General features: G+C 70.1%; 26 protein-coding genes. 10 read left to right on the forward strand and 16 right to left on the reverse strand.

Features of this window, described 5'->3' with window-relative positions; translation table 11 throughout:
- The first annotated feature begins 8 nt into the window (after window positions 1–8).
- Window positions 9–905: a metallophosphoesterase family protein gene (locus tag NRF20_RS31700; RefSeq protein ID WP_398631436.1), complete on the forward strand. Its 897-nt coding sequence runs from the start codon at window positions 9–11 to the stop codon at window positions 903–905.
- On the opposite strand, the gene NRF20_RS31705 is transcribed toward NRF20_RS31700, so the two are convergent.
- The 3 genes from NRF20_RS31705 to NRF20_RS31715 all read right to left on the reverse strand — a co-directional run bounded on the left by NRF20_RS31705 (window position 883) and on the right by NRF20_RS31715 (window position 3,035).
- On the reverse strand, window positions 883–1,188 hold the full coding sequence (locus tag NRF20_RS31705; protein ID WP_266365646.1) for a VOC family protein: 306 nt from the start codon (window positions 1,186–1,188) through the stop codon (window positions 883–885). The two genes, NRF20_RS31700 and NRF20_RS31705, sit on opposite strands and share 23 nt — an antisense overlap.
- 156 nt (window positions 1,189–1,344) lie before the next feature.
- Complete coding sequence (locus NRF20_RS31710) at window positions 1,345–2,247, reverse strand: glycosyltransferase family 2 protein (RefSeq protein WP_413753739.1); 903 nt, start codon at window positions 2,245–2,247, stop codon at window positions 1,345–1,347.
- Window positions 2,248–2,372: 125 nt separating this feature from the next.
- The gene (locus NRF20_RS31715) at window positions 2,373–3,035 is read right to left on the reverse strand and encodes a ScbR family autoregulator-binding transcription factor (protein ID WP_266361780.1); all 663 of its coding nucleotides are present in this window, start codon (window positions 3,033–3,035) and stop codon (window positions 2,373–2,375) included.
- A gap of 133 nt (window positions 3,036–3,168) precedes the next feature.
- Between NRF20_RS31715 and NRF20_RS31720 the strand changes: the two genes are divergently transcribed.
- Entirely contained in the window at window positions 3,169–4,221 is a 1,053-nt protein-coding gene (locus tag NRF20_RS31720; RefSeq protein WP_398631438.1) for a ScbA/BarX family gamma-butyrolactone biosynthesis protein, read from the forward strand.
- Window positions 4,218–5,153 (forward strand): NAD-dependent epimerase/dehydratase family protein, encoded by a 936-nt coding sequence (locus NRF20_RS31725; protein WP_398631439.1) that lies wholly within the window; start codon window positions 4,218–4,220, stop codon window positions 5,151–5,153. Before NRF20_RS31720 ends, NRF20_RS31725 begins: the two co-directional genes overlap by 4 nt.
- Window positions 5,154–5,174: 21 nt before the next feature.
- On the opposite strand, the gene NRF20_RS31730 is transcribed toward NRF20_RS31725, so the two are convergent.
- The 3 genes from NRF20_RS31730 to NRF20_RS31740 all read right to left on the reverse strand — a co-directional run bounded on the left by NRF20_RS31730 (window position 5,175) and on the right by NRF20_RS31740 (window position 7,524).
- Window positions 5,175–6,056 carry a PhzF family phenazine biosynthesis protein gene (locus NRF20_RS31730; protein WP_398631440.1) on the reverse strand — a complete coding sequence of 294 codons (882 nt, stop codon included), beginning with the start codon at window positions 6,054–6,056 and terminating at the stop codon, window positions 5,175–5,177.
- An 80-nt stretch (window positions 6,057–6,136) separates the two neighbouring features.
- Window positions 6,137–6,604, reverse strand: a complete 468-nt coding sequence (locus NRF20_RS31735) for a lamin tail domain-containing protein (RefSeq protein WP_413753740.1) — start codon at window positions 6,602–6,604, stop codon at window positions 6,137–6,139.
- Window positions 6,605–6,750: 146 nt separating this feature from the next.
- Window positions 6,751–7,524, reverse strand: coding sequence for an SDR family oxidoreductase (locus NRF20_RS31740; protein ID WP_413753741.1), 774 nt, complete (start codon window positions 7,522–7,524; stop codon window positions 6,751–6,753).
- Window positions 7,525–7,786: 262 nt separating this feature from the next.
- Between NRF20_RS31740 and NRF20_RS31745 the strand changes: the two genes are divergently transcribed.
- Window positions 7,787–9,415, forward strand: a complete 1,629-nt coding sequence (locus NRF20_RS31745; RefSeq protein ID WP_413753742.1) for an alkaline phosphatase D family protein — start codon at window positions 7,787–7,789, stop codon at window positions 9,413–9,415.
- A 111-nt stretch (window positions 9,416–9,526) separates the two neighbouring features.
- Here NRF20_RS31745 and NRF20_RS31750 read toward each other — a convergent pair whose 3' ends face one another.
- Window positions 9,527–10,531 (reverse strand): Gfo/Idh/MocA family protein, encoded by a 1,005-nt coding sequence (locus tag NRF20_RS31750; RefSeq protein WP_398631510.1) that lies wholly within the window; start codon window positions 10,529–10,531, stop codon window positions 9,527–9,529.
- A gap of 87 nt (window positions 10,532–10,618) precedes the next feature.
- On the opposite strand from NRF20_RS31750, the gene NRF20_RS31755 reads away from it, so the two are divergent.
- Window positions 10,619–11,941: a multidrug effflux MFS transporter gene (locus NRF20_RS31755; protein ID WP_398631511.1), complete on the forward strand. Its 1,323-nt coding sequence runs from the start codon at window positions 10,619–10,621 to the stop codon at window positions 11,939–11,941.
- 339 nt (window positions 11,942–12,280) lie between these two features.
- Here NRF20_RS31755 and NRF20_RS31760 read toward each other — a convergent pair whose 3' ends face one another.
- Window positions 12,281–13,588, reverse strand: a complete 1,308-nt coding sequence (locus tag NRF20_RS31760; protein WP_398631444.1) for a hypothetical protein — start codon at window positions 13,586–13,588, stop codon at window positions 12,281–12,283.
- 141 nt (window positions 13,589–13,729) lie between these two features.
- Between NRF20_RS31760 and NRF20_RS31765 the strand changes: the two genes are divergently transcribed.
- Entirely contained in the window at window positions 13,730–14,737 is a 1,008-nt protein-coding gene (locus NRF20_RS31765; protein ID WP_398631445.1) for a small ribosomal subunit Rsm22 family protein, read from the forward strand.
- A 34-nt stretch (window positions 14,738–14,771) separates the two neighbouring features.
- On the opposite strand, the gene ddaH is transcribed toward NRF20_RS31765, so the two are convergent.
- Window positions 14,772–15,587 (reverse strand): dimethylargininase, encoded by an 816-nt coding sequence (gene ddaH, locus NRF20_RS31770; protein WP_398631446.1) that lies wholly within the window; start codon window positions 15,585–15,587, stop codon window positions 14,772–14,774.
- Window positions 15,588–15,756: 169 nt separating this feature from the next.
- Between ddaH and NRF20_RS31775 the strand changes: the two genes are divergently transcribed.
- Both NRF20_RS31775 and NRF20_RS31780 read left to right on the forward strand, forming a co-directional pair.
- Window positions 15,757–16,374 carry a TetR/AcrR family transcriptional regulator gene (locus NRF20_RS31775; protein ID WP_398631447.1) on the forward strand — a complete coding sequence of 206 codons (618 nt, stop codon included), beginning with the start codon at window positions 15,757–15,759 and terminating at the stop codon, window positions 16,372–16,374.
- 144 nt (window positions 16,375–16,518) lie between these two features.
- On the forward strand, window positions 16,519–17,265 hold the full coding sequence (locus tag NRF20_RS31780) for a bifunctional DNA primase/polymerase (protein ID WP_413753743.1): 747 nt from the start codon (window positions 16,519–16,521) through the stop codon (window positions 17,263–17,265).
- Between the two features lie 67 nt (window positions 17,266–17,332).
- On the opposite strand, the gene NRF20_RS31785 is transcribed toward NRF20_RS31780, so the two are convergent.
- From NRF20_RS31785 to efeO, 4 genes are read right to left on the reverse strand one after another with little or no spacing between them, the layout of a single operon-like run.
- Window positions 17,333–18,265 (reverse strand): hypothetical protein, encoded by a 933-nt coding sequence (locus tag NRF20_RS31785; RefSeq protein WP_398631449.1) that lies wholly within the window; start codon window positions 18,263–18,265, stop codon window positions 17,333–17,335.
- A complete protein-coding gene (gene efeU / locus NRF20_RS31790) occupies window positions 18,198–19,169 on the reverse strand; it encodes an iron uptake transporter permease EfeU (RefSeq protein ID WP_398631450.1) in 972 nt (323 codons plus the stop codon). The genes NRF20_RS31785 and efeU overlap by 68 nt, the downstream gene beginning before the upstream one ends.
- Window positions 19,170–19,203: 34 nt before the next feature.
- Window positions 19,204–20,496 carry an iron uptake transporter deferrochelatase/peroxidase subunit gene (gene efeB / locus NRF20_RS31795; RefSeq protein ID WP_398631451.1) on the reverse strand — a complete coding sequence of 431 codons (1,293 nt, stop codon included), beginning with the start codon at window positions 20,494–20,496 and terminating at the stop codon, window positions 19,204–19,206.
- A 19-nt stretch (window positions 20,497–20,515) separates the two neighbouring features.
- Window positions 20,516–21,652 carry an iron uptake system protein EfeO gene (efeO, locus tag NRF20_RS31800; RefSeq protein WP_398631452.1) on the reverse strand — a complete coding sequence of 379 codons (1,137 nt, stop codon included), beginning with the start codon at window positions 21,650–21,652 and terminating at the stop codon, window positions 20,516–20,518.
- A 426-nt stretch (window positions 21,653–22,078) separates the two neighbouring features.
- Between efeO and NRF20_RS31805 the strand changes: the two genes are divergently transcribed.
- Window positions 22,079–22,771 carry a PhzF family phenazine biosynthesis protein gene (locus tag NRF20_RS31805; RefSeq protein ID WP_398631453.1) on the forward strand — a complete coding sequence of 231 codons (693 nt, stop codon included), beginning with the start codon at window positions 22,079–22,081 and terminating at the stop codon, window positions 22,769–22,771.
- Window positions 22,772–23,020: 249 nt separating this feature from the next.
- Here the strand turns inward: NRF20_RS31805 and map are convergent, their stop codons facing one another.
- Entirely contained in the window at window positions 23,021–23,878 is an 858-nt protein-coding gene (map, locus tag NRF20_RS31810) for a type I methionyl aminopeptidase (RefSeq protein ID WP_189277516.1), read from the reverse strand.
- A gap of 58 nt (window positions 23,879–23,936) precedes the next feature.
- On the opposite strand from map, the gene NRF20_RS31815 reads away from it, so the two are divergent.
- Window positions 23,937–24,167: a hypothetical protein gene (locus NRF20_RS31815; protein WP_398631454.1), complete on the forward strand. Its 231-nt coding sequence runs from the start codon at window positions 23,937–23,939 to the stop codon at window positions 24,165–24,167.
- Between the two features lie 43 nt (window positions 24,168–24,210).
- On the opposite strand, the gene NRF20_RS31820 is transcribed toward NRF20_RS31815, so the two are convergent.
- Window positions 24,211–25,512 carry an MFS transporter gene (locus NRF20_RS31820; RefSeq protein ID WP_398631455.1) on the reverse strand — a complete coding sequence of 434 codons (1,302 nt, stop codon included), beginning with the start codon at window positions 25,510–25,512 and terminating at the stop codon, window positions 24,211–24,213.
- A gap of 95 nt (window positions 25,513–25,607) precedes the next feature.
- Entirely contained in the window at window positions 25,608–26,210 is a 603-nt protein-coding gene (locus tag NRF20_RS31825; protein ID WP_398631456.1) for a hypothetical protein, read from the reverse strand.
- Window positions 26,211–26,281 lie beyond the last annotated feature (71 nt).

Consider the following 26,281-nt stretch of genomic DNA (forward strand, 5'->3'; position numbering starts at 1 on the left):
GGTTCTCCATGTCCGATCGCGCCTACGGAAACCGCGGTTCTCTGCTCGCGGTGAGCGACCTTCACGTCGGGATGGCGGACAATCGCCCCATCGTCGAGTCCTTGCGGCCGGATTCGGACGAGGACTGGGTCATCGTCGCCGGTGATGTCGCGGAGAAGGTCGAGGACGTGGAGTGGGCGCTGCGGCTGCTCGCCGGCCGGTACGCCCGGGTGATCTGGACCCCCGGGAACCATGAGCTGTGGACGACCAAGCACGACCCGGTCCAACTGCGGGGCCGGGAACGGTACGAGCATCTGGTCGAGCTGTGCCGGAGCCTCGGGGTGTCCACTCCGGAGGACCCGTATCCGCTGTGGCCCGGCCCCGAAGGGCCGGTGGCCGTCGCGCCTGTGTTCCTGCTGTACGACTACAGCTTCCGGGCGCCGGGCACGACGACCAAGGAGGAGTCCCTGGCGTACGCGCACGAGACGGGGGTGGTGTGCACCGACGAGTACCTGCTGCACCCTGACCCGTACCCGAGCCGTGACGCCTGGTGCCGGGCGCGAGTGGCGGGGACCGAGCGGCGTCTCGCCGCGCACGATCCGGAGATTCCGCTGGTCATCGCCAGTCACTGGCCCTTGGTCCGCGAACCGATGGCCGTCCTGACGTATCCCGAGTTCGCCCAGTGGTGCGGCACGGAACTCACCGCCGACTGGCACCGGCGCTTCAATGTGGCGGCCATGGTCTACGGCCATCTGCACATCCCCCGTACGACCTGGTACGACGGGGTGCGCTTCGAGGAGGTCTCCATCGGTTACCCGAGGGAATGGCGCAAGCGGGGCCACCCCAAGGGGCTCCTGCGGCGGATCCTCCCGTACGACGACGGCGTCACCGGGCCGTCGCCGGTCAGCGATGGCCCAGCACGTTGATCACCCGGCCGTCGGGGTCGCGGACGAAGAAGCGGCGTACGCCCCATTCCTCGTCGTGCAACGGGTACACGATCTCCGCGCCGCCCTCCTGTACGGCGGTGTAGGCCGCGTCCACGTCCTCCACCTCCATGCTCATGTCCGGTGTGACCGGGGCGGTTGCGTCGGCCTCCATGATGCTGATCTGGGCCGAGGGGTGGGAAGGAGAGGCGAGCGTCATGATCCAGCCGTGGTTCATGACTTCCTGGAGGCCCAGCAAGCCGTAGAACTCCGCGTGCCGCTTCATCGCGGCGGCAACGGCGGCGGTGGGGGTGGCGTTGGCGTTGGCGTCCGACTCGGCCCCGGGGCCGGTGCTGGTCCGAATGTTGGGGACGATCCTGCGGACGGACATCGGCGACTCCTGTCTCGGGACTGACGCTGTGCCACCCGGCCCCGTCGCGGATCAGATGACCGGTGGCCGTCCCAGTTTCGTCATCCGCCACACCGTGCGCCACCGCATGGGCTGCCGCCGCCCGCACGGCGTACGGATCCCCTCGGCGAAGCCGCCGGCCCAGGCGCGCAGCCCCGTCGCCGACCGGGTGCGGGCCACGGTCAGGAGGGTCCAGGTGCCCAGGTAGGCCGGGACCAGGGGGAGGGGCAGATTGCGGCGGGCCAGCCAGACCCGGTTGCGGGCCGTCATCCGGTAGTAGACGGAGTGCCTGGCAGGGGAGGTCTTGGGGTGCTGGAGCAGCAGATCGGGCTCGTACAGGATCTTCCAGCCCGCGTCGAGCGCCCGCCAGGACAGGTCTGTCTCCTCGTGCGTGAAGAAGAACTCCGCGGGCCAGGGCCCCGTCTGGGCCAGCATCTTCATGGAGAGGGCGTGGCCGCCGCCCAGGAACGCGGTGACGGGGCCGCGCCGCATCGGGTCGGCGGCGCGCAGGCGTGGGACGTGGCGGCGCTGGGTCTCGCCGTGCTCGTCGGCGATCCGGAAGCCGACGATGCCGAGCCGGGGGTCGGCGGCGTACAGCTCCTGGACCTTGCGGAACACCCCGCCGTCGACCAGGAGCCCGTCGTCGTCGAGCTCGATGACGACATCCACATCGCCGAACTCCGCCAGCTTGCGCAGGGCGACGTTACGGCCACCGGGGCAGCCCAGGTTCTCGTCGAGTTCGATCGCCGTCACACCGCCGGACAGGCCGGACAGACCGGGAAACGCGGTGAAGTCCGGGAGCGGTGAGCCGTTGCCCACGACGACGAGCCGGGCCGGCCGGACGTCCTGTCCGGCCACCGAGGCCAGCAGGGCCTCGACCTGCTGCGGGCGATCGCCCATGGTGACGATGGATACGGCGATGCGCGGTTGGGACACGGTCGGCACTCCTGGTCTCGCTGGGTGCCCGCGATCGTAGCCGCGACTCTTCGTCGCCCGATGTTCAGCCAATCGTCGCTGCCGTGTCGTGCCCCGTGACTCTTCGTCGGGGGAGGCCTCGCCCGTCAGCCGGGTGCGCCGGCCTGGCTGGGGACTGATCCGAGGGTGCCGAACAGGCGCTCGCCCCGGTCCTCGGCCATGTCGAGCGTGGCCAGCACGGCAGGGGTCGAGATGCTCGGCAGTACGTAATGCAGAAGGACCGAGATTCGCCGCCCCAAGTCCTCGCGCTTGCACAGGGCTTGAGACATCACCTGAATGCCGGAGAAGGAGCCCGCCAGCATTTCGGCGGTCTCGCGGGCGTCGACGTGCGGCAGGAGTTCGCCCTGGTTCTTCGCGGCGGTCAGCAGATGTTCGAGCCGGTCTATCCAGGCACGGAACGGGGTGCCCCGGTCGAGGCCTTCCACCGCCTGATCCATGGCCAGCCCGACGCTGGCACGTACCAGTGGCTCATGCCGGAGCCGGTGGGCGAGCAGCATGCCCTGATCGACCAATTCCTGAAGCTTCGTCAGCTGGGCGGGAAGTGGATCGCTGTCCAGCTGTACGTCCATCACCCCGAGTGCAAGGTCTTCCTTCGAGGTGAAATGGAAGTACAGCGCACCCTTTGTCACTCCGGCCCGCGCAAGAATTTCACTGATGGTGGCGCTGCTGTAACCGCGTTCGTCGAAGACGGCGGCGGCCGCCACCAGGATTGACCGTCGAGTCTGGATCGCGCGCGCCTGCTGTGCCATCAGCTACGAGTCTCTCTCAGTCGTGGCGTGGTCAGCGCCACTGGGATATGGCTGGATAGGAAAACCGGACTGTCAGTATCTTACTGCGAGGGCGGCCCGCCCTCCCGGTATGGATCCTCTGGGAGGAAAATCCATGGTTCAGCTCACCTCGCACAGCGCATCGGTGTCCGTCGAGGGCGCAGGCGCCGCCGAATTCACCGAATCCCCCGGAGAGAGCGAGACGGCATCCAGGGGCAGACATGGGCAGGCGGACTTCCCGAGACACCTGGTTCACCGGTCCGATGCCGAGGATGTCTTTCCCACCGGCTGGACCCCGCAGACCGACACCCAGTTCTCGGTATCGGCCCGTTGGCCGCATGCGCACCGCTTCTTCGCCCCCGTGTCGGGCCGTTATCAGGACCCGCTGCTGATCGCGGAGACCATGCGGCAGACGACGATGCTCCTGGGGCATGCGGCGTTCGACGTCCCGGTCGGGGACCAGTTCGTGATGTGGGAGCTCGCGTACGTCTGTGAGCCCGATCGGCTGCTCCTGGGCGAGGCACCCTGGGACATCACGGTGGATGTGTCCTGCTCCCGGATCCGGCGGCGCGGCCGGAGCATCGGCTCCATGCATGTCGAGCTGCTCCTGCACCGCCTCGGTACCGTCCTTGCCAGAGGCGGAGGACGTATCAGCTGCACCTCGGCCAAGGTGTACGACAGGCTGCGGGGCGACCGGCAGGACGTGATCGGCGCCCCGATACCCCTCCTGCCCGCCGTCGCACCGGCCGAGGTGGGCAGGACCGATGAACGCGATGTCGTACTGGCACCGGGTCCGCAGCGGAACGTCTGGCAGCTGCGGCTCGACACCGCACATCCGACATTGTTCGCCCGGCCCAACGACCATGTGCCGGGCATTCTGCTGCTGGAGGCGGCCCGTCAGGCGGCCGTCGCCGTCACCCCCGGCCATGACTTCCTCCCGGCATCGGTGAAGACCGACTTCCTGCGGTACGTGGAACTCGACCGACCCTGCTGGATCGAGGCCCGTCCCGTCCCGGCCGGCGACCGCAGTGCGACCGGGGTGCACGTCTCGGCGATCCAGGACGGTGAGCCGGTCCTCACCTGCACCCTCGGCTCCCCGGGCGGCCTGCACGGCACAGCGGGGAACCAGGGGAGCCGGCCGGACGACCGGCAGAATGACCAGTCATGACACTGCGCATACTCATCACCGGCGCGACCGGTTTCATCGGCAGCCATGTGGTGGCCGCGGCCAGGGCCACCCCCGGTGTCCGGCTGCGGCTGATGACCCACCGGACAGCTCTCACCGCAACGGCAGGCGCCGGGCCCGGCATCGAGACGGTGTACGGGGACCTCGCCGACCCCGCAACGCTGCGCGGCAGCTGCGAGGGCATCGACGCGGTGATCCACTGTGCCTCACGGATCAGCGGCGACGAACCGACCGCCCGGTCCGTAAATGATCAAGGAACCCGTGCCCTGGCCGAAGAGGCGGCCCGCTGCGGAGTCGCCCGGATCGTCCACCTGAGCACGGCATCCGTCTACGGCCGGGGCCCGTTCACCCGGCTGCGGCCCGGACAGGCCGAGCCGGACCCGGCCTCGGTCACCAGCCTGACCCGCGCCGCCGCCGAACAGCACGTCCTGGCGGCCGGCGGCGTCGTCGTGCGCCCGCACATCGTGTACGGGGCCGGGGACCGATGGGCCGTGCCCGGCCTGGTCGCGCTCGTTGGGCAGCTCTCGGCCGGACTGACCGGGTGCGAGGCACGGCACTCGATGATCGACGTACAGGCACTGGGGCGGGCGCTGCTGGGTGCGGCGCTGTCCCCGAAGGAGCCGGCCGGGGTCTACCACGTCAACCACCCCGAGCCGGTGAGTTGTTCGCAGCTGCTGTCCACGGTCGTCGACGAGCTGCGGCTGCCGTGGGGAGCCACCGGCATCGATGTGGACACGGCCCGCGAGCGGCTCGCCGACGTCCCGTACGCGCTGCACCACCTCGGCATGCTCGCAGTGGACCACTGGTTCACCGACGAACGGGTCGGCCAGGACTTCGACTGGGAGCCGGGCGAAGGGTTCGCGACCGCGTTCGCCCGGCACGCGCCGTGGTACCGCCGGCACCTCAGCGGCTGACGGCGCCGCGGCGCCCCCTTGTCAGGCCTCGATCCGGGTGCCCGTACCGCTCACCCGCACCCGCGCGTCGCCCGCCCGCAGTTCGACCGTGAGTGTGCCGGGGCGGCCCATGTCCTCGCCCTGGTGGAGGGTGAGGACCGCGGTGTCCGGGACGAGGCCCAGGGCGCGCAGATAGGCGCCGAAGGCGGCCGCCGCCGCGCCCGTGGCGGGGTCCTCCACCACGCCGCCGACCGGGAACGGGTCGCGGACGTGGAAGACGTCCGGCGCCGCCCGCCACACCAGCTGCAGGGTCGTCAGGTCCAGCCGGTGCATCAGGGCTTCGAGGCGTGCGAAGTCGTAACCGAGGTCGGCAAGCCGCTCACGGGTCGCGGCGGCCAGCACCAGGTGGCGGGCGCCCGCGAAGGCGATCCGGGGCGGCAGGGCAGGGTCGAGATCGGCGGCCGGCCAGTCCAGTGCGGCGAGCGCCTCCGCCAGGTCGTCCGGGGCGATGTCCATGACATCCGGTTCGACGCTGGTGAGCGTGGCGCGGAGCTCGCCGCCCTCCTGGGTGACGGTGACCGGGACCGTACCCGCGGGCGTGCTGAACATCAGATCGCCGGGACCGTCGCGCTCGGCGAGTGCGAGGGCCGTCGCCACGGTGGCGTGGCCGCAGAAGGGGACTTCGGCCTTCGGGCTGAAGTAGCGGATCGTGTATCCCCGGGCGGTCGACGGCCCTTCGTCGCCCGGCTCGTCCCGCCCGGTCAGAAAAGCTGATTCGCTGTAACCCAGCTCCGCCGCGACGGCGAGCATCGCCGCGTCGTCGAGACCGGACGCATCAAGGACGACACCTGCCGGATTGCCGCCCTCCGGGTCGGCGGAGAAGGCGGTGTAGCGCAGGATCTCGGTACCTGAATTCTGGCTCATGCCGCAGGCCAACCCCGCCGCGGCCCGGGGCATTCCCGCTCCGGCCGGCCGGATGATGCCCCGAGCCGCGGTTGTCCGGCTCAGTGGCAGTTCTTGGTGCCCTTGCTCGACTTCGTCCAGGAGCAGGAGTCCTGGAGCCTGCCGTTCGGCTTGATCAGCCGGGCCTTGTCACCGGTGTTGTTCCAGACGTACGAACCGCGGTTCCAGTAGACGTGGCCCGAGGCGTTCTTGCCCTTGCCCGTGTGGACCTTGACGGTCTTGCCCGCGCCGATGGTGTAGCTGCCGAAGGTGTACGTGTACCCGGTGTTGTCCTTCAGCTTGTACCCCTTGAGCTGAAGCTTCGACGTGCCGTTGTTGTGGATGTCCACCCACTCGGCGTTGAGGGACGTGTTGGTACGGGTGTCCTTGCCGGGGCTGTCGTACTGGATCTTGCCGAGGTGCAGCCCGCCCTGGTGCGAGGCGGCCGAGGCCGGGGCCGTGACGAGCAGTGAACCGGCCAGGGCGGTGGCGGCGGCCAGGGCGAGCGGCGCGGCGGTGCGTATGTGCATGCTGTGATCCTTGCGTGGAGTTCCGGTGAAGAACTGTGATCATAAGGGCAGCGCGCACCGGCCCGAAGGGAAATGCATATTCCGGTCGGGGCACGGTCATCCGGGGGGCAATCGCCCACGCCGGGCGGCCGGTTCGGGCGGCCCCGTCAGCCGCGGCCCACGTACGGCATCGCCGTCGCCAGGACCGTCGCGAACTGCATGTTCGCCTCCAGGGGCAGCTCCGCCATATGGAGCACCGTCCGGGCCACGTCCGCCGCCGCCATCACCGGCTCCACCGCCAGTTCACCATTGGCCTGAAGGGTGCCGGTCCGCATCCGCTCCGTCATGTCCGTGGCGGCGTTGCCGACGTCGATCTGCCCGCAGGCGATCCGGTACGGACGGCCGTCCAGGGACAGTGACTTCGTCAGGCCCGTCATGGCGTGCTTGGTCGCGGTGTAGGCGACCGAATGCGGGCGTGGTGCGTGGGCGGAGACAGAGCCGTTGTTGATGATCCGGCCGCCCTGCGGGTCCTGCGCCTTCATCAGCCGGTAAGCCGCCTGGGCGCAGAGGAACGCGCCCGTCACATTCACGTCCACCACCGAGCGCCAGTCCTCCACGGACAGGTCCTCGACCGGGACGGAACGCGGGCCGAACGTACCCGCGTTGTTGAAGAGCAGATCGAGTCGGCCGAAGCACTCCCACGCCGAGGAAAAGAGCGCGTCCACGTCCTCGGGGCGTGACACATCGGTGGGGATGGTGATCGCCCGGGCGTTCTTCCCGGCCAGCGCGGCGGTCTCGGCGAGGGGTTCCGGGCGCCGGCCCGCGAGCGCCACCGACCAGCCGGCGCCGGTCAGGGCGAGAGCCACCGCGCGGCCGATTCCGGATCCCGCGCCCGTCACGACCGCCGTCTTCGGGCCGGAGTTCAACAGTTTGTTGCTCATGACGCCGCAGCGTACGCCCTGCCGTCCCGCGGGCCGCGTGGGGCCACACGGGGTCAAGACGGCGTATGCGGCGGCGGGTTCACGTCACGGAGGGCCGGTCTTGATGATCATGGTCTCCGTCGCGTATGCGTACTTTGTCGTGGGCATCCATTCCCGCTGTATTGCTTATCCGCGCGACGCCGGAGCGACGCGAACACGACAGCCGCTCGATGTGCTGGTCCGGTGCACTGTCCGAGTACACCACCAGCCAGGGGAGGGACAGATGACGCATTCATCTCACCAGCAGGAGATGCGCGACGCCGCCAGGCATGTCGGACGCCGCCGCTTCCTCACCGCCACCGGTACCGCTGCCGCGCTGGCCTTCTCGGTCAATCTGCCGGCCGCGGGCACCGCGAGCGCCGCCGAGCTGGACGGCCGGAGGATCGGCGAGGACCCGTTCACCCTCGGCGTCGCCTCGGGCGACCCGCAGCCCGACTCGGTCCTGCTGTGGACGAGACTCGCACCCCGACCGTACGAGACCGGCAGCGGACTTCCCCAGTCCCGTGTCGAGGTGAGCTGGGAACTCGCCCACGACGAGCGCTTCTCCCGCATCGTCCAGCGAGGGTCGGCCACCGCCCACCCGGAGTTCAACCACAGCGTCCACGTCGAGGTCAAGGGCCTCGAAGCGGACCACGTCTTCTACTACCGCTTCCGTACCGGTACGTGGATCAGCCCCGCCGGCCGGACCCGCACCGCGCCCGCCCCCGACGCCCGCAACAGCGCGCTGCGCCTGGCCGCCGTCTCCTGCCAGGCCTACCACGACGGCTATTTCACCGCGTACAAGCACCTCGCCCGGGAGGACGTCGACGTCGTCTTCCACCTCGGCGACTACCTCTACGAGTACGCCGTCAACGCGACCGGCGGAGCCCGCAACTACACGGACCGCAAACTCCCCGCCCACTTCAACCGGGAGACGGTCACGCTGGAGGACTACCGGCTGCGGTACGGCCTCTACAAGTCCGACCCCGATCTGCGCGCCGCCCACGCCGCGCACCCCTTCGTCGTCACCTGGGACGACCACGAGACCGAGAACAACTACGCGGGCGACATCCCCGAGAACGGCGTACCGCCGGAGGAATTCCTGCTGCGGCGCGCCGCCGCCTACCGGGCGTACTGGGAGAACCAGCCGCTGCGCACCCCGCAGCAGCCGACCGGCCCGGACATGAAGCTCTACCGGCGCCTGCAGTTCGGAAGGCTCGCCCAGTTCGACATCCTCGACACCCGTCAGTACCGCAGCGACCAGGCCTACGGCGACGGCTGGCACAAGCCCGGACCGGAGTCCGAGGACCCCTCACGCACCCTGACCGGCGCCACCCAGGAACGCTGGCTGCTCGACGGCTGGCACGCCTCACGGGCCACTTGGAACGTCGTACCGCAGCAGGTCACCTTCGCCCAGCGGCGCGATGTCCCCACCGACGCCTATCTGCTCTCCATGGACGCGTGGGACGGCTACCCCGCCTCCAGGGACCGGATTCTGAAGGGGGCCGGGGCCGCCGGGATCGACAACCTGATGGTGCTGACCGGCGATGTTCACGTCGGCTACGGCTTCGACCTGAAGAAGGACTTCGACGACCCGTCGTCCCGCACCGTCGGCACGGAGATCGTCGCCACATCCATCACGAGCGGCAAGGACGGTACGGACAAGCCGGCCGGCTGGAACAACCAGATGCGGGCCAACCCGCACATGAAGTTCTTCAACGGCCGCCGCGGATACGCGGTCATCACGCTGGGGCTGAAGCAGGCGCGCGCCGACTACCGCACGGTGCCGGCCGTCACCACGCCCGGTGCGCCCGTGACGACGGCCGGATCGTTCGTCACCGAGGTGGGGAACCAGGGCCTCACGCCCGCGTAGGACCGACCGGCACACGGGGGGAGGAAGGAGCGGGGCCGGGTGCGCGCCCGGCCCCGAGACGCCGCCTTCCATCTGCCGGTCGGTCCAGGGCCCTTCGCGGACAGGTCCCGGTCAGACGAGGCCGTCGGCCGGGTAGCGGACGCCGATGCGGTCACGTACCGCGTCGAGCGTCCGCATCACGGCAAGGGAACCGTCCAGCGGCACCAGCGGCGACTCCGTCTCGCCCGCCCGCAGCGCCCGCGCCACCTCGGCCTGCTCGAACTGCATCCCGCGCAGCCCCTCGCCCGCCGCCTGCGCGGTGAACTCCTCCGGCTCGTGGCCCTCCCGGTGGAGCACGAACCGCTCCGGGAAGAAGAAGCCGCGCGGGAAGTCGATCCGCCCCTTCGTGCCCGTGACCGAGGCGGTCAGCGGCGTGTCCGCGACGACCGAACAGTTCAGCAGCGCCGAGGCGCCCGCCTCCGACCAGCCCAGCAGCATCGCGGTGTTCAGATCGACGCCCTCGGGGGAGAGCAGCGCGTCGGCCTGCACCCGGTCCGGCTCGCCCAGCAGCAGATGCGCGAACGACACCGGATAGACCCCGAGGTCCAGCAGCGCGCCGCCGCCCAGCGCCGGGTCGCGCAGCCGGTGTTCGGGACCGAAAGGACCTGCGAGCCCGAAGTCGGCCTGCACGGCACGGATATCGCCGATGGCGCCGTCCCGCACCAGCTCCGTCATGCGCCGGATGACCGGGTTGCAGTACATCCACATGGCCTCCATCAGGAAGAGGCCGCGGTCCCGGGCGAGCTTCACCAACTCGTCCGCCTCCCGCGCGTTGAGCGTGAACGCCTTCTCGCACAGCACGTGCTTTCCGGCCTCCAGACAGAGCGCGGCCGCCTCCCGGTGAGCCGAGTGCGGTGTCGCCACGTACACCACATCGACCTCGTCGTCGGCGGCGAGATCGGCCCAGCTGCCGTACGCCCGGGGTATCCCGAACCGCTGCGCGAACGCCTTCGCCGCGGCGTCCGTACGGGATGCGACGGCCACCACCTCCGCGTCCGGCATCGACCGCAGGTCCTCGGTGAACGTCGCGGCAATACCGCCGGTCGCCAGTACGCCCCAACGCACAGCCCTGCTCATGCCTGTCATGCCTGCTCCCCAAAAAGGTCTCGACCGGTCCGGCTGAGCTGAGAGCATAGAGGCGGATTCAACGACATGGAGATGAGAATGCCGGAGAGCGGCGCAAGCCGGGCCCAGCAGGAACGTACACACATATCGACCACCCAGGCCGTGGCCGCGGAGTCGGCGGACACCGGCACACCTCCCGGAAATCCGGCCGCCACCGACGCGGCCCGGCGCACCGGACTCCTCGTCACCCTGGTCCTCGGCGGCCTCACCGCACTGCCGCCGCTCTCCATGGACATGTACCTCCCGGCCCTGCCCGCGGTCACCGAGTCCCTGCACGCCCCCGCCGCGACCGTGCAGCTCACCCTCACCGCCTGCCTCACCGGCATGGCGCTCGGGCAAGTCGTCGTCGGACCGATGAGCGACCGGTGGGGCAGGCGCAGGCCGCTGCTCCTCGGCATGATCATCTATGTCGTCGCCACCGCGATCTGCATCTTCGCCCCCACCACGGAACTCCTCATCGGCTTTCGCCTCCTGCAGGGCCTGGCCGGTGCTGCGGGGATCGTCATCGCCCGTGCCGTGGTGCGCGACATGTACGACGGCGTGGAGATGGCCAGGTTCTTCTCCACCCTGATGCTGATCTCCGGCGTCGCACCGATCGTCGCACCGCTGATCGGCGGACAGGTGCTGCGGTTCACCGACTGGCGGGGGATCTTCGCCGTCCTCACCGTCGTCGGCGTGGTGCTCACCCTGGTCGTCTGGAAGTGGCTGCACGAGACCCTGCCGCCGCAGGACCGGCACACCGGCGGCATCGGCGACGCGCTGCGCACCATGCGCGGGCTGCTCGCCGACCGGGTCTTCACCGGCTACATGATCGCGGGCAGCCTCGCCTTCGCCGCCCTCTTCTCGTACGTGAGCGCCTCGCCGTTCGTCGTGCAGGAGATCTACGGGGCCTCGCCGCAGACGTTCAGCCTGCTCTTCGGCATCAACTCGGTCGGCCTGATCGTCGTGGGCCAGATCAACGGCAAGGTACTGGTCGGCCGGATCAGCCTGGACAAGGCGCTCGCCTTCGGACTCTCGGTCATCGTGCTGGCCGCGGCCGCGCTGCTGCTGATGACGTCCGGGGTCTTCGGGCACGTGGGCCTGGTCCCGGTCGCGGCCGGGCTCTTCGTGCTGATGTCGGCGATGGGGCTCGCGATGCCCAACACGAACGCACAGGCCCTGATGCGTACGAAGCACGCCGCCGGGTCCGCCTCCGCACTGCTCGGTACGTCGTCATTCCTGATCGGCGCCGTCGCCTCGCCGCTCGTCGGGATCGCGGGCGAGGGGACGGCCGTTCCGATGGCTGTCGTGCAGCTGGTGTGCGCGGTGGGTGCGATGGCCTGCTTCCTGGGGTTGTGCCGGCCCTGGCAGCGGGTTTCGTAGCGGGGGCCGGGTTCAGCCCCACGTCCTGCCGCTGATCAGGTCCGGTCCGAACACCGAGGACCGCGTCGCCGGAGGCGAGCAGCCGGGCCTCCTCGTGGGAGTCGCCCCGGGGCGGCGGGTCGTCGTCCCACGGACCGAGTGGTACGCCTAGGGTCTTTCGTTTGGATCAGGCCGGGCTCGCGGGGTCTGGTGCTGCGCCTCGCCGCGGTCGGCATGGCTCCTTCCCCAAGCTCTCGGCTGCGCTCGAGCAGGGGAGACCCCACCTGCCTCCCTCCTCCGCCTTGCGATCCACAGCACCAGACCCCGCTCCCTGATCCGGCCTGATCCAAACGAAAGACCCTAGTTCGCGCTCGGGTAGCCGATCAGATGCGGGCGGTCCTTCTCGTCCGTCCAGCGGAACAGGCCGACGCCGTCCGACGTCACCGCGCCCGGAACCCGTTGGTTCGAGGGCAGGGCACCCGTCGTACCGCTCCTGATCGCCACCGCGACGGGGGTGCCGCCGCCGGCCAGCACGTCGGCCGCGTTGCGTGCGTTCGCCGCTCCGTACGCGATGCCCTCGTCGTTCACGGACGCGAGCGTCAGCGGCTTCGTGCCGTCCGCCCCCTCGAAGCAGAACCCCCGCTTCGTCGACAGGTCGAAGGCGAGCGGACCGGCCACCAGGAAGTTGCCCGAGGGCGCGGCGACCAGCTGCGGGTACTGGCCCGGCTTGATCGCGGGCTTGCTGCACTCCACCGAGGCGAGGGGCTTGCCCGTCTCCATGTCCTGCACCGTCCACAGGTCATGGGTGGCGGCCCGCTTCGCCCCCTTCGCGAGCTGCCACTTCGCCAGCACCAGGCCCGGGACCACCGATGTCGGGATTCCGCTGAGCCGGTCGGTGCCCTTGGGGGCGACATTGCGGCTGAACCAGCCACCCTGTACCCAGAATTCCTTGGCCCCGCTGACCAGCAGGCCCTTCTTCGTCAGCCCGCGCACCTCGGTGAGCTGCTTGCAGGTCGTGCAGCCCTTCGGGTACTTGAGCGCGGGGGCGGCGATCTCCGACACCCGGCCGGTCACCGGGTCGATGACCGCGCTGTTCGTCCGGCCGTCGCTGATGAGGATGCCAGGGCCGGTGGTGGTGACCGTCGGCACGGAGCCCCAAGGCACCTCGATGCGCCGCCGGGAGCCGTCCTCCACGTCGTAGACATCCAGCGAGACGATCGTGTCGGCGGGGGTCAGCGCGTTCTCACCGACCTTCCCGTACGCCCACGTCACGAAGTACTCGTGGTCGTCCACGGTGACCGGGAGGAGCCTCGGGAAGTGCTGCGGGGACGGGGGCCGCCAGCTCTCCCCGTGCCAGCCGGCCTCCCCGGTCTCCGAGTCGATGGTCCGCAGCTGGTACTTGGTGTCCGAGACCCGCACGAGATAGGCGAGGCTGCCCGTCGTCCGGGAGAGCGCGTAGTCGCGCGAGGTGCCGACGAGCTCCCAGCCGCGCTCGGTCGCGAACACGGAGGGGACGGTGAGCCGTGTCACCGGGGCCGCGCTCGCCTTGACCTGTTTCTTCGGCTTGTCGGAGCTCTTCTCGCCGCTGCCGCAGGTGGCCAGCAGAAGCAGCATGGCAAGCACGAGCACTCCGCCGACCAGAACCAGGCGCACGATCTTCTGTCTCATGGTTTCCCTCGATGGGCGATCCCGACCTCGCGCCGGTCAGCGTAGCAACTTGCGCAGGCGCCGCGGCAGTTCGTATGCACTGCTGTTCGCTACGGGTGCCGGGTCGGAAGGGGGCCGGCCACCTTTGCCTACAATTCGTCGGTGAACGCCACCCTCCCCACCGCGGAAGCCCTGCGCGCGGCGCTGGCCGGACTGCTCGACGGGCTGCCGCCCAAGCAGGCCGCCCAGGCCGTCGACCGGCTCATCGCCAACTACCGCGGGACCACCCCCACGGACGCCCCGGTGCTGCGCGACCGTTCGGACGTCGCCGCGTACGCCGCATACCGGATGCCCGCGACCTTCGAAGCGGTACGGTCCGCGCTCGCCGCACTCCAGGAGGCAGCCCCGGACTGGGTGCCCGCCACGCACACCGACATCGGCGGCGGCACCGGAGCGGCGAGCTGGGCTGTGGCGGGGGCCTGGGAGGGGCCGAGGACGACCGTCCTGGACTGGGCCGAGCCCGCACTCGCCTTCGGCCGGGAGCTGGCCGCGATCTCCGGAATCCCCGCCCTGCGTACTGCCGAGTGGCGCCGGGCCCGGATCGGCACCGGCCTCGAACTCGCCCCCACGGACCTGATCACCGTCTCCTATGTACTCAAGGAGCTGACGGCGGACGCCCGCGCCGGCCTCGTCGACGCCGCGGCGGCCGCCGCTCAGGCGGTCGTGGTCGTCGAGCCGGGTACCCCCGACGGCTACGCCCGGATCATCGAGGCCCGCGACCGGCTCATCGCCGCCGGGCTGAAGGTCGCCGCGCCCTGCCCGCACAACGACGCCTGCCCCATCGAGCCGGGTACGGACTGGTGCCACTTCTCGGCCCGGGTCAGCCGCTCCTCGCTGCACCGGCAGGTCAAGGGCGGCTCGCTGCCGTACGAGGACGAGAAGTTCAGCTATGTCGTGGCGACCCGTTTCCGGACGGAACCCGTCCGCGCGCGGGTCACCCGCAAGCCGCAGATCCGCAAGGGGCAGGTGCTGCTGGACCTGTGCACCCGTGACGAGGCCCTGCAGCGCTGCACGGTCACCAAGCGGCACGGCGAGCTGTACCGGGCCGCCCGGGACATCGCGTGGGGCGACGAGTGGCCGCCGCACGACGTGGGTGAGTCCGGCGCCTGAGAGCGGCTGACGCCCGCGGCTGCCGGACCTCCGGCTACCCGCGCAGCTCCTGCGTGCAGCACTTCACGCTGCCGCCGCCCTTCAGCAGCTCTCCCAGATCCATCGGCACCGGCTCGAAGCCGCGCGCCCGCAACGGATCGAAGAGCCCCGTGGCGGCCTGCGGCAGCAGCACATGGAGCCCGTCGCTCACCGCGTTGAGGCCGAGCGCCGCCGCATCAGCCTCCTCGGCGATCAGTGCGTCGGGGAAGAGCCGCGCCAGCACCGACCGGCTGCCCGGCGAGAAGGCGCCCGGGTAGTACATGATCTCGTCGCCCGCGTCGTCGAGCACGGACAGAGCCGTGTCCAGGTGGTAGTAGCGCGGGTCGACCAGATCGAGCCCGACCACCGGGCGCCCGAAGAACTCCTGCGCCTCGTTGTGCGAGAGGGGGCTGGACCGGAAGCCCCGCCCGGCCAGGATGTACGAAGCGGTGACCGCGAAGTCGCCCTCGCCCTCGTTGACGTGGGCCGGTTCATGGATCTCGGTGAAGCCGTTGTCCCGGAACCACTCGCGATGGGCCCCGGCCTCCTCGTACCGCTCCTGGTACGCGAACCGGGCGCCGAGCACCCGGCCGTCGATGACGGTGGCGCCGTTGGCGGCGAAGACCATGTCGGGCAGCTCGGGGCGGGGGGTGAGCAGCTCCACGGTGTGTCCGAGGGTGCGGTAGCGGTCGCGCAGGTCCTCCCACTGGGTCTGGGCCAGGGGGAGATCCACAGGCTTGCTGGGGTCCATCCACGGGTTGATGGAGTACGTCACCCTGAAGTGGGCCGGGGCGCACATCAGGTAACGGCGGGGTGTGGCTTCACGAGGCAATGAGGGCTCCTCACGAAAAGCAGGGGGTACCTGCCGGGGGACTCCGCACGGGTGTGTGCGTGAGCCCATGGTCCACTTTCCGGGGCCCGCGCGCAGTGATCCGATCGGGTGGTTCCGCACGGTGATGAGACAACACGTATCGACTCGTGCCGCTGCTAGATTTGCCGGCATGGTAGAGAACCGGCCACCCGACTCCAGTCGCCGCAGCGAGCGCTCGCGCCGTGCGATCTACGACGCGGCGCTCGGCCTGGTCGGCGAGGTGGGCTACCCCAGGACCACCGTCGAGGCCATCGCCGCGCGGGCCGGCGTCGGGAAGCAGACGATCTACCGGTGGTGGCCCTCCAAGGCGGCCGTCCTCCTGGAGGCCTTCGTCGCTCTCGGTGACCGGGTCGCCGAGGAGAACGGCGCGGGTGACGTGCAGGGGTTCCCGGACACCGGTGATCTCGCGGCCGACCTCAAAGTCGTCCTGCGGGCCACCGTCGACGAGCTGACCGACCCCGCCTTCGAGGCGCCGACCAGGGCACTGGCCGCCGAGGGGATCGTCGACCCGCAGCTCGGCGCCGAATTCGTCCAGAAGCTGCTCGATCCTTCACTCCGGCTGTACGTCGCACGGCTGCGGGCCGCGCAGGAGGCGGGGCAGGTGCGCGCCGACGTCGACCCGCGGATCGCCCTGGAACTCCTCGTGGGCCCGCTCACCCACCGTTGGCTGCTGCGCACCCTCCCGCTCACCCATGAGTACGCGGACGCGATCGTCGACTACACCCTGCGCGGGCTGGCACACCCCTGAGAACGCACTCGTCATTTCATGGCAAGAAGTGGCATAGTGCCCAGCTCATGGCGTCGTCCCCCGTACCCCGCTTCGGGACTCCGGCCACCCGAGGCGCAGGATGGTGGGACCATGGACACGGGCAACGCTGAGGTGAGGGGATAGATGGGCGCCGATTTCGGCCGTTATCGCGGCTCAGAGAGCAAATTTTCCCAATGGCTTCGCCGCCGGCCCAAACCGCAGCAGAGCGAGGTCGACGACACCGCCCGGGAGGCGCTGCTCCTGGCTGTCGCCGAAGCCGGAATGCCGATCGCGCCCGCCGCCCATCCGGTCGGCTACCGATGTTCGTGCGAACGCATCGGCTGTCCCACCCCCGCCCGGCACCCCGTCTCCTTCGCGTGGCAGACGCAGTCCACCACCGACCGCGCCCAGATCGAGCGCTGGGCCCGCGGCCAGCCGCAGGCCAACTTCATCACTGCGACCGGCATGATCCACGACGTTCTCGACGTGCCGCTGTCCGCGGGCAGCCAGGCACTGGAACGGCTCCTCGCCGCAGGCATCGACGTCGGCCCCGTCGCCCGGTCCGGCGACGACCGGATGCTCTTCTTCACCGCCACCCGCGGTACGCCCGAGGACGAGGACGAGTGGTGGCCGTGCGAGCTGGACTGCCACCCCGAGACCATGGACGAACATCCGGGACTGCGGTGGCACTGCCGCGGCAGCTACGTACTCCTGCCGCCGGCCAGGCTGCCCGGTGAGCTGGATGTGCAGTGGGTGCGGGGGCCGGAGAACCCGCTGCCCGATCCGCTGACGCTGTTGGAGACGCTCACCGACTCGTGTGCGCAGTACGCGGACGCGGCGGACCAGAGCGAGCTGGACCACGACTCGGTGGCGTGGCCGCTGAGCCGCTAGCGGAATGACCGGGGCCGTCCGGTGGCTGCTTGTCCTCGATCGCCGGACGGGCTTGATTCTGCCCCGGTCACGACCCCTTCGCCGCCGTCAGGCCCGGCAGCCGGTTCAGCATGACCACCTTGCCGTCCCCGGAGCCCTTCTTCGGAACGAACACCAGCTGGCTGGAGACCCGCTCCTTGGTGAGGGTGGACTTCACCTCACCGGTCAGCAGCGCCTCCACATCCGCGTTGAGCGGCGGACGCAGGCCCTTTGCCGCGGTCTGCCGTTCGAAGTGCTTGCTGCTGAAGAAGACCAGCGCCCCGCCGTCGTCCGTCTTCAGGCCGAGCGGGGCGAACGTAGCGCTGTCCAGCGGCTGGTCGATGTACTGGTACGAGAAGCCCGCCCGACGGGTGGTGCGGCGAGCGTCCCGCCAGCCCGAAGTGGCGGTGCCGGGGGCGAAGACGTCCGGGGTGCCCTTCTGCAGGTACTCCGTGTACTGGGTGCCCAAGTCCTCCGGCGCCACGGCCAGTTCGGAGCTGTCCGAGGCCACCGGCTCGGCCAGGCCGTCGCTGTCCTTCGCGAAGCCGGGCAGCTGGGACGGTGCGACGACCGACAGATAGGAGGTCTTCCACCCCGCGTCCGGCCCGGACTTGACGAAGACGAGCAGCCAGCGGGTGTCCAGCTTTCCGCTGTCCTCGTCGCGGTTGGAGTCGGTGTCCGCGAGGAACCATCGCGGCCAGCCGGCCTTCTTCGGGATGAGATACCTGGCGTCGGTCAGCTCCAACGGCGTGTGGTTCGCATTGCCGTCCGGATTGTTCTTCTGCCGTGCCTTCAGCCCGGCTTGATTGATCGCACCGAGGGGGCCCGTGACCCGGTCCGCGTCCAGAGCCGGGTCGTAGGCCTTGTCCGCCGCGTTGTACGCGGTGGTGAATGCCTTCAGGGCCTGTGCGGCCTCAGCCCTGGTTGCCGCCCGCACCACTTCCAGCTCGCCGTGCACCGTCACGCACCCGCTCGCCGTCATGGACAGCACCGTCGCCGTCGCGAGCCCCGTCGCCAGCCGAATCGGCCTCAGGCTTCTCATCCGTTGCTTTCTGCGCCTTCTGATCCGTCGCCCCCACTGACCGTCCGAACCCTACCGGGGCGAGGAACAGCGCGAGGGTGGGGATCAGATACAGCGCCCACACCGTGATCTGAAGAACGGTCGGGTCGGGCTGGAAGTTGAACGTGCCCTTCAGCAGCGTGCCGTACCAGCTGTCCGGCGGAATCGTGGCGCTGATGTCGAACGCCTTGTTGTGGATACCGCCCAGGAACTCGGCTTCCTGCAGGTCATGGACGCCGTACGCGAGCACGCCCGCGGCGACGATCACCAGCATGCCACCCGTCCAGGTGAAGAACTTCGACAGATTGATCTTCAGCGCACCGCGGTAGAACAGCCAGCCCAGTACGACGGCGGCCGCGATACCGAGGAACGCGCCGATCATCGGGTGCCAGCCGTCGTCCGCCGCATGGACCGCGCGCCACACGAACAGCGAGGTCTCCAGGCCCTCCCGGCCCACCGCGAGGAGCGCCGTGGCGACCAGCGCGCCGGTGCCCATCGCGAGTGCCGCGTCGAGCTTGCCGTGCAGCTCCGTCTTCAGATGCCGCGCGGTGCGCCGCATCCAGAAGACCATCCAGGTGACCAGACCGACCGAGACGATCGACAGCGAACCGCCGAGCGCCTCCTGGGCCTTGAACGTCATCTCCTGCGAACCGAATTCGAGGCCGGCACCGAACGCCAGGCTGACGACGATCGCGATACCGACGCCGATCCAGATCGGCACCAGTTTGTTCTTGTTGCCGGTCTTCACCAGATAGGCGATGAGGATGCAGACGACCAGGCTGGCCTCAAGGCCTTCGCGCAGGCCGATCAGAAAGTTGCTGAACACGTTTCGGTTCTCCTTGTTTCCGCTTCGAGTCCCTCTACGAGAACAGCGCCCGGCCCCACCAGTCGTCCTTGTCACGGACGCCCGGCGGGACGGCGAAGTGCGCCGAACCCACGTGCTGGATGTACTCGTTGAGTGCGTCGTGCGCCGCGAGGCGGCGCTGCAGCGGAATGAATGCCTTGCGGACATCGCGCTGGTAGGCGAGGAAGAACAGCCCGGCGTCGAGCCGGCCGAGGCCGTCCGTACCGTCGGTGAAGGAGTAGCCGCGGCGCAGGATCGTCGCACCGTCGTTGCTGTCCGGGTGGGCGAGCCGCACATGCGCGGTCGGCAGCATCGCCTTCAGGAACGGCTCGTCGCGCTCCTTGGACCTGCCGACCGGGGCGCCCTCGCCCTTGTCCCGGCCGAAGACGTCCTCCTGCTCCTGGAGCGGGGCGCGGTCCCAGGTCTCGATGTGCATCCGGATGCGCCGGGCCACCAGGTACGAACCCCCGGTCATCCAGCCCGCCTTGTCCTTCTCGCCGACCCACACATGCTTGTCGAGGGCGGCGGTGTCGGTACCGGAGACGTTCCGGGTGCCGTCCTTGAAGCCCATCATGTTGCGAGGGGTCTGGGCATCGGGCGTCGTCGAGGACGTCTTGCCGAAGCCCAGCTGGGACCAGCGGATCGCGGTGCGGCCCATGCCGATCCTGGCGAGGTTGCGGATGGCGTGCACCGCGACCTGCGGGTCGTCCGCACACGCCTGGACGCAGAGATCGCCGCCGCTGCGGGCCGCGTCGAGGTTGTCGCCGGGGAACTTCGGCAGATCGACGAGCGCCTCGGGACGCTTGTCCTCCAGGCCGAACCGGCCCTTGGCGAAGAGCGAGGGCCCGAAGCCGATGGTGAGCGTGAGCCGGGACGGCTTGAGCCCCAGCGCCTCGCCCGTGTCGTCCGGCGGAGCCTGTGCGAGACCGCCGTAGGCGCCGTCGCCGACCGCGTGACCGGCCGTCATCCGCTCCGCCGCCCGCGTCCACTCCTTGAGCAGCGCGATCAGCTCGGCGCGGTCCTTCGTCGTCACGTCGAACGCGGCGAAGTGCAGCCTGTCCTGTACGGCGGTGGCGATACCCGCCTGGTGCGGACCGTGGAACGGCACGGCCGCACCGCTGTCCGCGGCCGGCACCGCGTCGCTCTCCGTACGCACCGCGGCGACCGCGCCACCGGCCGCGACCGCGCCCAGCGCAAGACCGGCGCCGCCCCAGCCGAGCAGCGCCCGTCGGGACGGGGCACGGCCACCGGTCTCGGCGGCGGTTGCCCCGGCGTCGTCCGCGGCGGTGTTCTGCGTCTCCTGCGACATCCCGAAGTCTCCCCGCTCGTTACTTCGTCACCGCGGCGGCGAGCTTGGACAGCGGCTCGGCCAGTGCGTTGACGGCGTCCGAAAGCTCCTTGCGGTCCGCCTTGCCGACCTTCTCGTACGAGGTGAACTCGTAGGAGGTCTTGTCCTTGCGGTACTTGTCCAGCAGCGTGTTCAGCGCCGCGAACTGCTTGTCCAGGGACGCCGTCAGCGCCGGGTCGTTCTTCGACGCGATCGGCTTCAGCAGCTCGTAGGACTTCTCCGCGCCCTCGACGTTGCCCTTGAAGTCGATCAGGTCGGTGTGGCTGTAGCGCTCTTCCTCGCCGGTGACCTTGCCGGTCGCGACCTCGTCGAGGAGTTCCTTGGCGCCGTTGGCCATGGAGGTCGGGGTGATCTCCGCCGTGCCGACCCGCTTCTGCCAGTCGAGCAGGTCCTTGTAGAGGACCGGTGCGAGGGCCTTCTCCTCGGCGCCCAGCTTCTTGTCCTGCCACAGCGCCTTCTCCAGGCGGTGCCAGCCCGTCCACTTCTGGCCGTCCTCCAGGCCGTCCTCGCGGATGTCGACCTTCGGGTCGATGTCGCCGAAGGACTCGGCGACCGGCTCGGTGCGCTCCCAGCCGAGACGGGATTGGGCGTAGACCTTCTTGGCGGCCTCGATGTCACCGGCGGCGACGGCGTCCGTGAAGGCCTTGGCCTTCGGGAGCGTCTCGTCGGCCTGGGCCTGGACGTACGTGCGGTAGTCGGCGACGGCCTTGTCCATCTCGGGGCTGCGCTTGGCCGCGTTGGCGCCGGTGACCTCGATCTTCTGCCGGATGCCGTTGCCCTTCATGCCGGGCTTGCAGGCGATCTCGTACGAACCGGCCTTGATCTCGGCCGTGATGGTGGCCTTGGTGCCGGGGCCGATGTTCTCGCGCTCGGCGACGATGCGATCGTCCGGGAACAGGACGTAGACCTCGGTGACCTTCGAGCCCTTGTTCTGCACGGCCAGTTCGACGTGGCCGGCCGGCAGCTTCTTCTTGGAGACCTCGCAGGAGTCGTCCTTCGCGACGACCTGTACGGCTCCGTCGCCCTTGCCGTCGCTCTTCTGCGCGCAGCCCGTGACGGCGGTCAGGGCTACCACAGTGGCGGCAGCGGTGACGACGGAGGAACGAACGGCTCGCATACGGGCTCCACAGAGGATGAAGGAGAAGCAGGAGAAGGTCGGACAAAGACGGGTGAGGCAGGCCTAACTTAGCCGAGGCTTGCCTCACCGATACCCTCCTGTGCAGTGATTCAGCTCTCACCTGCGCGATGGGGGCACGAGGTGATCACAAGTGGTCCATGGGAGGCTCATGGAAAGGTCAAGCGATGGTCAAGTAGTTCTTGTCGATGCGACGAGGGGCGCCCCGGTCCGCGGATGCGGGAACACCTCCAGATCGTGCAGAACGACGACGACCGCTTCCCCGGCGCGTGTTGTCGTGGCGACCGGTGCCGGAGCCGTGATTGCCATTCGTCTTCGTACCGCCTGATCCGTCCGCACCGCCCGGCACCACCGCCCGAGGGCTGCCCAGTTGTACGGCCGTCACCCGGGCGGTGTTTGAATGCCCGAGTGAGCGACAGCGACTTCGACGTACCCGCAGGCATCGACGTACTGCGCGTGTTCTGCGGCCCCGACGGCCGGCACGGCAACGCCCTCGGGGTCGTACGTGACGGGCGTACGTACCCCGACGAGGCGTCCCGGCAGGAGCTGGCCCGCCGGCTCGGCTTCAGCGAGACCGTGTTCGTCGACGACCCCGAGCGCGGGCACGTCGACATCTACACCCCGGGACTCCGCCTCCCCTTCGCCGGGCATCCGCTCGTCGGCACCGCATGGCTGCTCGATCTGGAGATCCTGGAGCTGCCGGTCGGGGAGATCTTCGCCCGTCAGGACGGGGAGTTCACCTGGATCACCGCCCGCCCCGAGTGGGCGCCGCCGCGCAGGCTGGAGCAGTACGCATCCGTCGCCGAGGTCGATGCGCTGACCGGGCCGCCACCGGGCGAGGGCTGGCTGTACGTATGGGCCTGGGAGGACGAGGCGGCGGGCCGGGTCAGGGCGCGGGCGTTCCCGCGGCGCAACGACAACATCGTGGAGGACGAGGCGACGGGGGCGGCGGCCCTGCTGCTCAGCGACCGGCTCGGCCGCGCCCTCAACATCACACAAGGACGCGGCTCCCAGATCCTCACAGCACCCGCGCCGGACGGCACGGTGGAGATCGGGGGCCGCGTCACGTTGGCGTTCCGGTCAAGCGCTTCCGGCGATTGAGGGCAGAGCGGCACGGAGCACCGGGCCGACCGACCGACCCCGGTCGCACCCTTCTCCCGCACCGCCACCGCGCTAAGCGCTGAGCGGGAACACCTCACAGCTTCCCGACGGGCTGTCGGTAAAAACGATACGCCCGGTTCCGCTTCTACGCGGGCGCAGCGGGCGCAGCGGCCGCGGCGGGAGCAGCGGGGGAGCACGCGAAAGCGGCCGCCCGGGGGCGGCCGCTTTCGCAGGGAGCTGTCTACATGTTTACGGGAGCGTCAGGATCTCGGCGCCCGTCTCCGTCACCACCAGCGTGTGCTCGAACTGAGCGGTGCGCTTGCGGTCCTTCGTCACCACGGTCCAGCCGTCGTCCCACATGTCGTAGTCATGGCTGCCCAGCGTCAGCATCGGCTCGATGGTGAACGTCATCCCGGGCTGCATCACAGTGGTCGCGCGCGGGCTGTCGTAGTGCGGAATGATCAGACCGGAGTGGAACGAGGAATTGATCCCGTGCCCGGTGAAGTCCCGCACCACCCCGTACCCGAAACGCTTCGCGTACGACTCGATGACCCGACCGATCACATTGACCTGCCGGCCCGGCCGGACCGCCTTGATGGCCCGGTTCAGCGACTCCTCGGTGCGCTCCACGAGCAGCCGGGACTCCTCGTCCACGTCGCCGCAGAGGTACGTGGCGTTGTTGTCGCCGTGCACACCGTTGATGTACGCCGTGACGTCGAGGTTCACGATGTCGCCGTCGCGCAGCACAGTGGAGTCCGGGATGCCGTGGCAGATCACCTCGTTGAGCGAGGAACAGAGCGACTTGGGAAATCCGCGGTAGCCGAGCGTCGACGGATAGGCGCCGTGATCGCACATGAACTCATGCGCGACCCGGTCGAGTTCGTCCGTCGTGACGCCCGGGGCGATGTGCTTCGCGGCCTCCGCCATCGCCTGCGCGGCGATCCGCCCCGCGATGCGCATGCGCTCGATGGTGTCGGCGTCCTGGATCTCCGGTCCGGTGTACGGGGTGGGGGCCGGCTTGCCCACGTATTCGGGGCGCCGGATGTTTCCGGGTACGGAACGGATGGGAGTGATCTCCCCGGGTACGAGCAGCGACTGGCCAGACATGTCAGCGAGTCTAACCAGCGTGCTTGGGGCAGCATGGCCCCGAGGGAAGGAGCCGATGATGGCCCTGTTCAAGAAGCGCACGGTCGGCAAGCCGGGCGAGTGGTACTACTGCCTGCAGCATCAGAAGGTCGAGGAGGGCCCCGAGTGCCCGGCCAAGGACCGTTTCGGGCCGTATGCCTCCCGCGAGGAGGCGGAGCACGCGATGCAGACGGTGCAGGAGCGGAATCTTGAGTGGGAGACGGACCCCAAGTGGCATGACCGGGCCACGCCGCCCGACCCGGAGGCATGACCGGGGGGCTCCGGCCGGGGGCTACGCCCCCGGACGCCGCTCCTCACACGCCGACGGGGCCGGACTCTCTGGCCGCGCGCCTGCGTACCGCGTCCTCGTCCGTCTCGGAGTCGTACGTCAGCAGCTTCGGCAGCGCTGCGGTGAGCAGCGCGACCGAGGCCACGCATGCCACACCCCCGCTCCAGATCGCGGAGCGGGTCCCCGTCCAGCCCGCCATCGCACCGGCCCGCACCTGGCCCAGCTGCGGGCCGACGCTGTACGAGAGCACCTCGATGCCCGCCAGCCGGCCTCGCAGCTCCTCCGGGATGGTCTGGTTCCAGATCGTGGAGCGGCCCAGACCGCTGAGCATGTCCCCCGCGCCCGCCACCGCCAGGCAGACCAGCACCAGCCACACATTGCTGAACCACCCGGCCGCCGCGATCGCCAGCCCCCAGGCCGCCGCCCCGAACACGACGAACAGCCCGTGCCGCCGTACCCGTGACGTCCAGCCGCTGGTCAGGCCCAGGACCAGCGAGCCGACCGACCCCGCCGCGTACATCAGGCCCAGCGACCACTCGGCATCCAGCTCGTCCGCGAGGAACGGGAAGATCGTGTTCGGGAAGGCGAAGAACATCGCCGCCAGATCGACCGCGTACGTCCCCAGCAGCACCGGGCGGCTCCAGGCATACCTCGCCCCCTCGGCAATGCCGCGCAGCGACGGCTTCCGGCTGTCCGGGGCGGGCGGCGCGGGCGCCAGTCGCAGACACAGGAGCACGGAGACGGTGAACGTGACCACCGTGACCGTGTATGCCGTGGCGTGCCCGGCGTAGGCCACCACCAGTCCTGCCACCGCCGGGCCGGTGATCGCGCCGAACTGCCAGCGCAGCGAGTTCAGTGCGGCGGCCGCGGTCAGCTGGTCGTGCGGCACGATCCGGGCCATCAGCGAATCCAGCGCGGGCCGCTGGAGCCCGGCGAGCGCGGAGACCCCGCCCGCGACCAGATACAGCGGCCAGAGCATCGGGTCGGGCAGCGCGGCGTTCACCAGGAGTACGAGGGCGAGCAGCCCCAGCCCCGCCTCGGTGCCCAGGATCACCTTGCGGCGATCCGCGGAGTCCGCGAGCGCGCCGCCGTACAGACCGAAGACGACCAGCGGCACCAGCTCTACCGCACCCATCGCACCGACGGCCAGCGGCGAACCCGTCAGCTCCTTGATCTGGAGCGGCAGCGCGATCAGCGCCATGAAGCTGCCGAAGTAGGTCACCAGGCCCTGGATCCACAGCAGCCGGAAGTCGGCCGAGGAGCGCAGGGGCGAGAGATCGGGCAGCAGAGCGGAGAGCCGGGCGGCCGGGGAGGGAGCTGAGGTCACGAGGGCTCATCGTCCGGCGCCGTAGGTGCCTTCTGCAACAGATTTTCGCGGCGGCCGGGGCGGCCGGCCGCACCCGCCGCGGCACCCCGGACTTCTCACCACCGGGCCGGTGGTGACGCCGTCAGCCGGTCGGCGAGCCGGGACAGCCGGTCCCGGAAGCGGTGGCGGCCGCGCGGCGCGGGGACGCTGTTCTCCCCGGCCGCCGCGCTCACCAGATGCTGCACGGTGTCCAGATCGACATCGTCGCTGCCGGTCACCGCGAGCGTCTCGTGGGCGAGCCCCCGCATCTCCGGGTCGCCGTCGTCCAGCGAGAGCACCGTCGCCCCGGCCCGGCGGGCGTCGTGCACCCGCTCCAGCAGCCCGTCGCCGGGCCGCTCCGGGGCCACCAGGAGCAGCGTCTCGCCCCGTCCGGCAGCCTCGATCCTGCACAGACCGACGGCCAGATGCGCCGGATCGCCCGGCTCCACCCGGTGGCGTACCAGGGTCGGCGTCAGCTCGGGCAGCCCGGACCAGGTCGACTCGTCGACCAGATGGGCCGCCAGATGCCACGGCTCGTACACCGCGGTCCCCACCAGCAGCAGCCCGCCGCCGTGCGGGACGACGGACGACCTGAGCGCCCTGGCGAACCGCCGGGCCGCCGCGGGCCACTCGGTCCCGGCGAGCACTTCACGCAGCAGGGCGACGCGTACGGCATCCATGGCCCGGCATCATGCCGCAAGGCCGGGCCCCGCGACCGGCGAACGAGGGCGGAACCATGCGAACGGGCACT

Origin of the sequence: Streptomyces sp. R-74717 (genome assembly GCF_047305335.1) — a bacterium.
Classification (GTDB): Bacteria; Actinomycetota; Actinomycetes; order Streptomycetales; family Streptomycetaceae; genus Streptomyces; species Streptomyces atratus.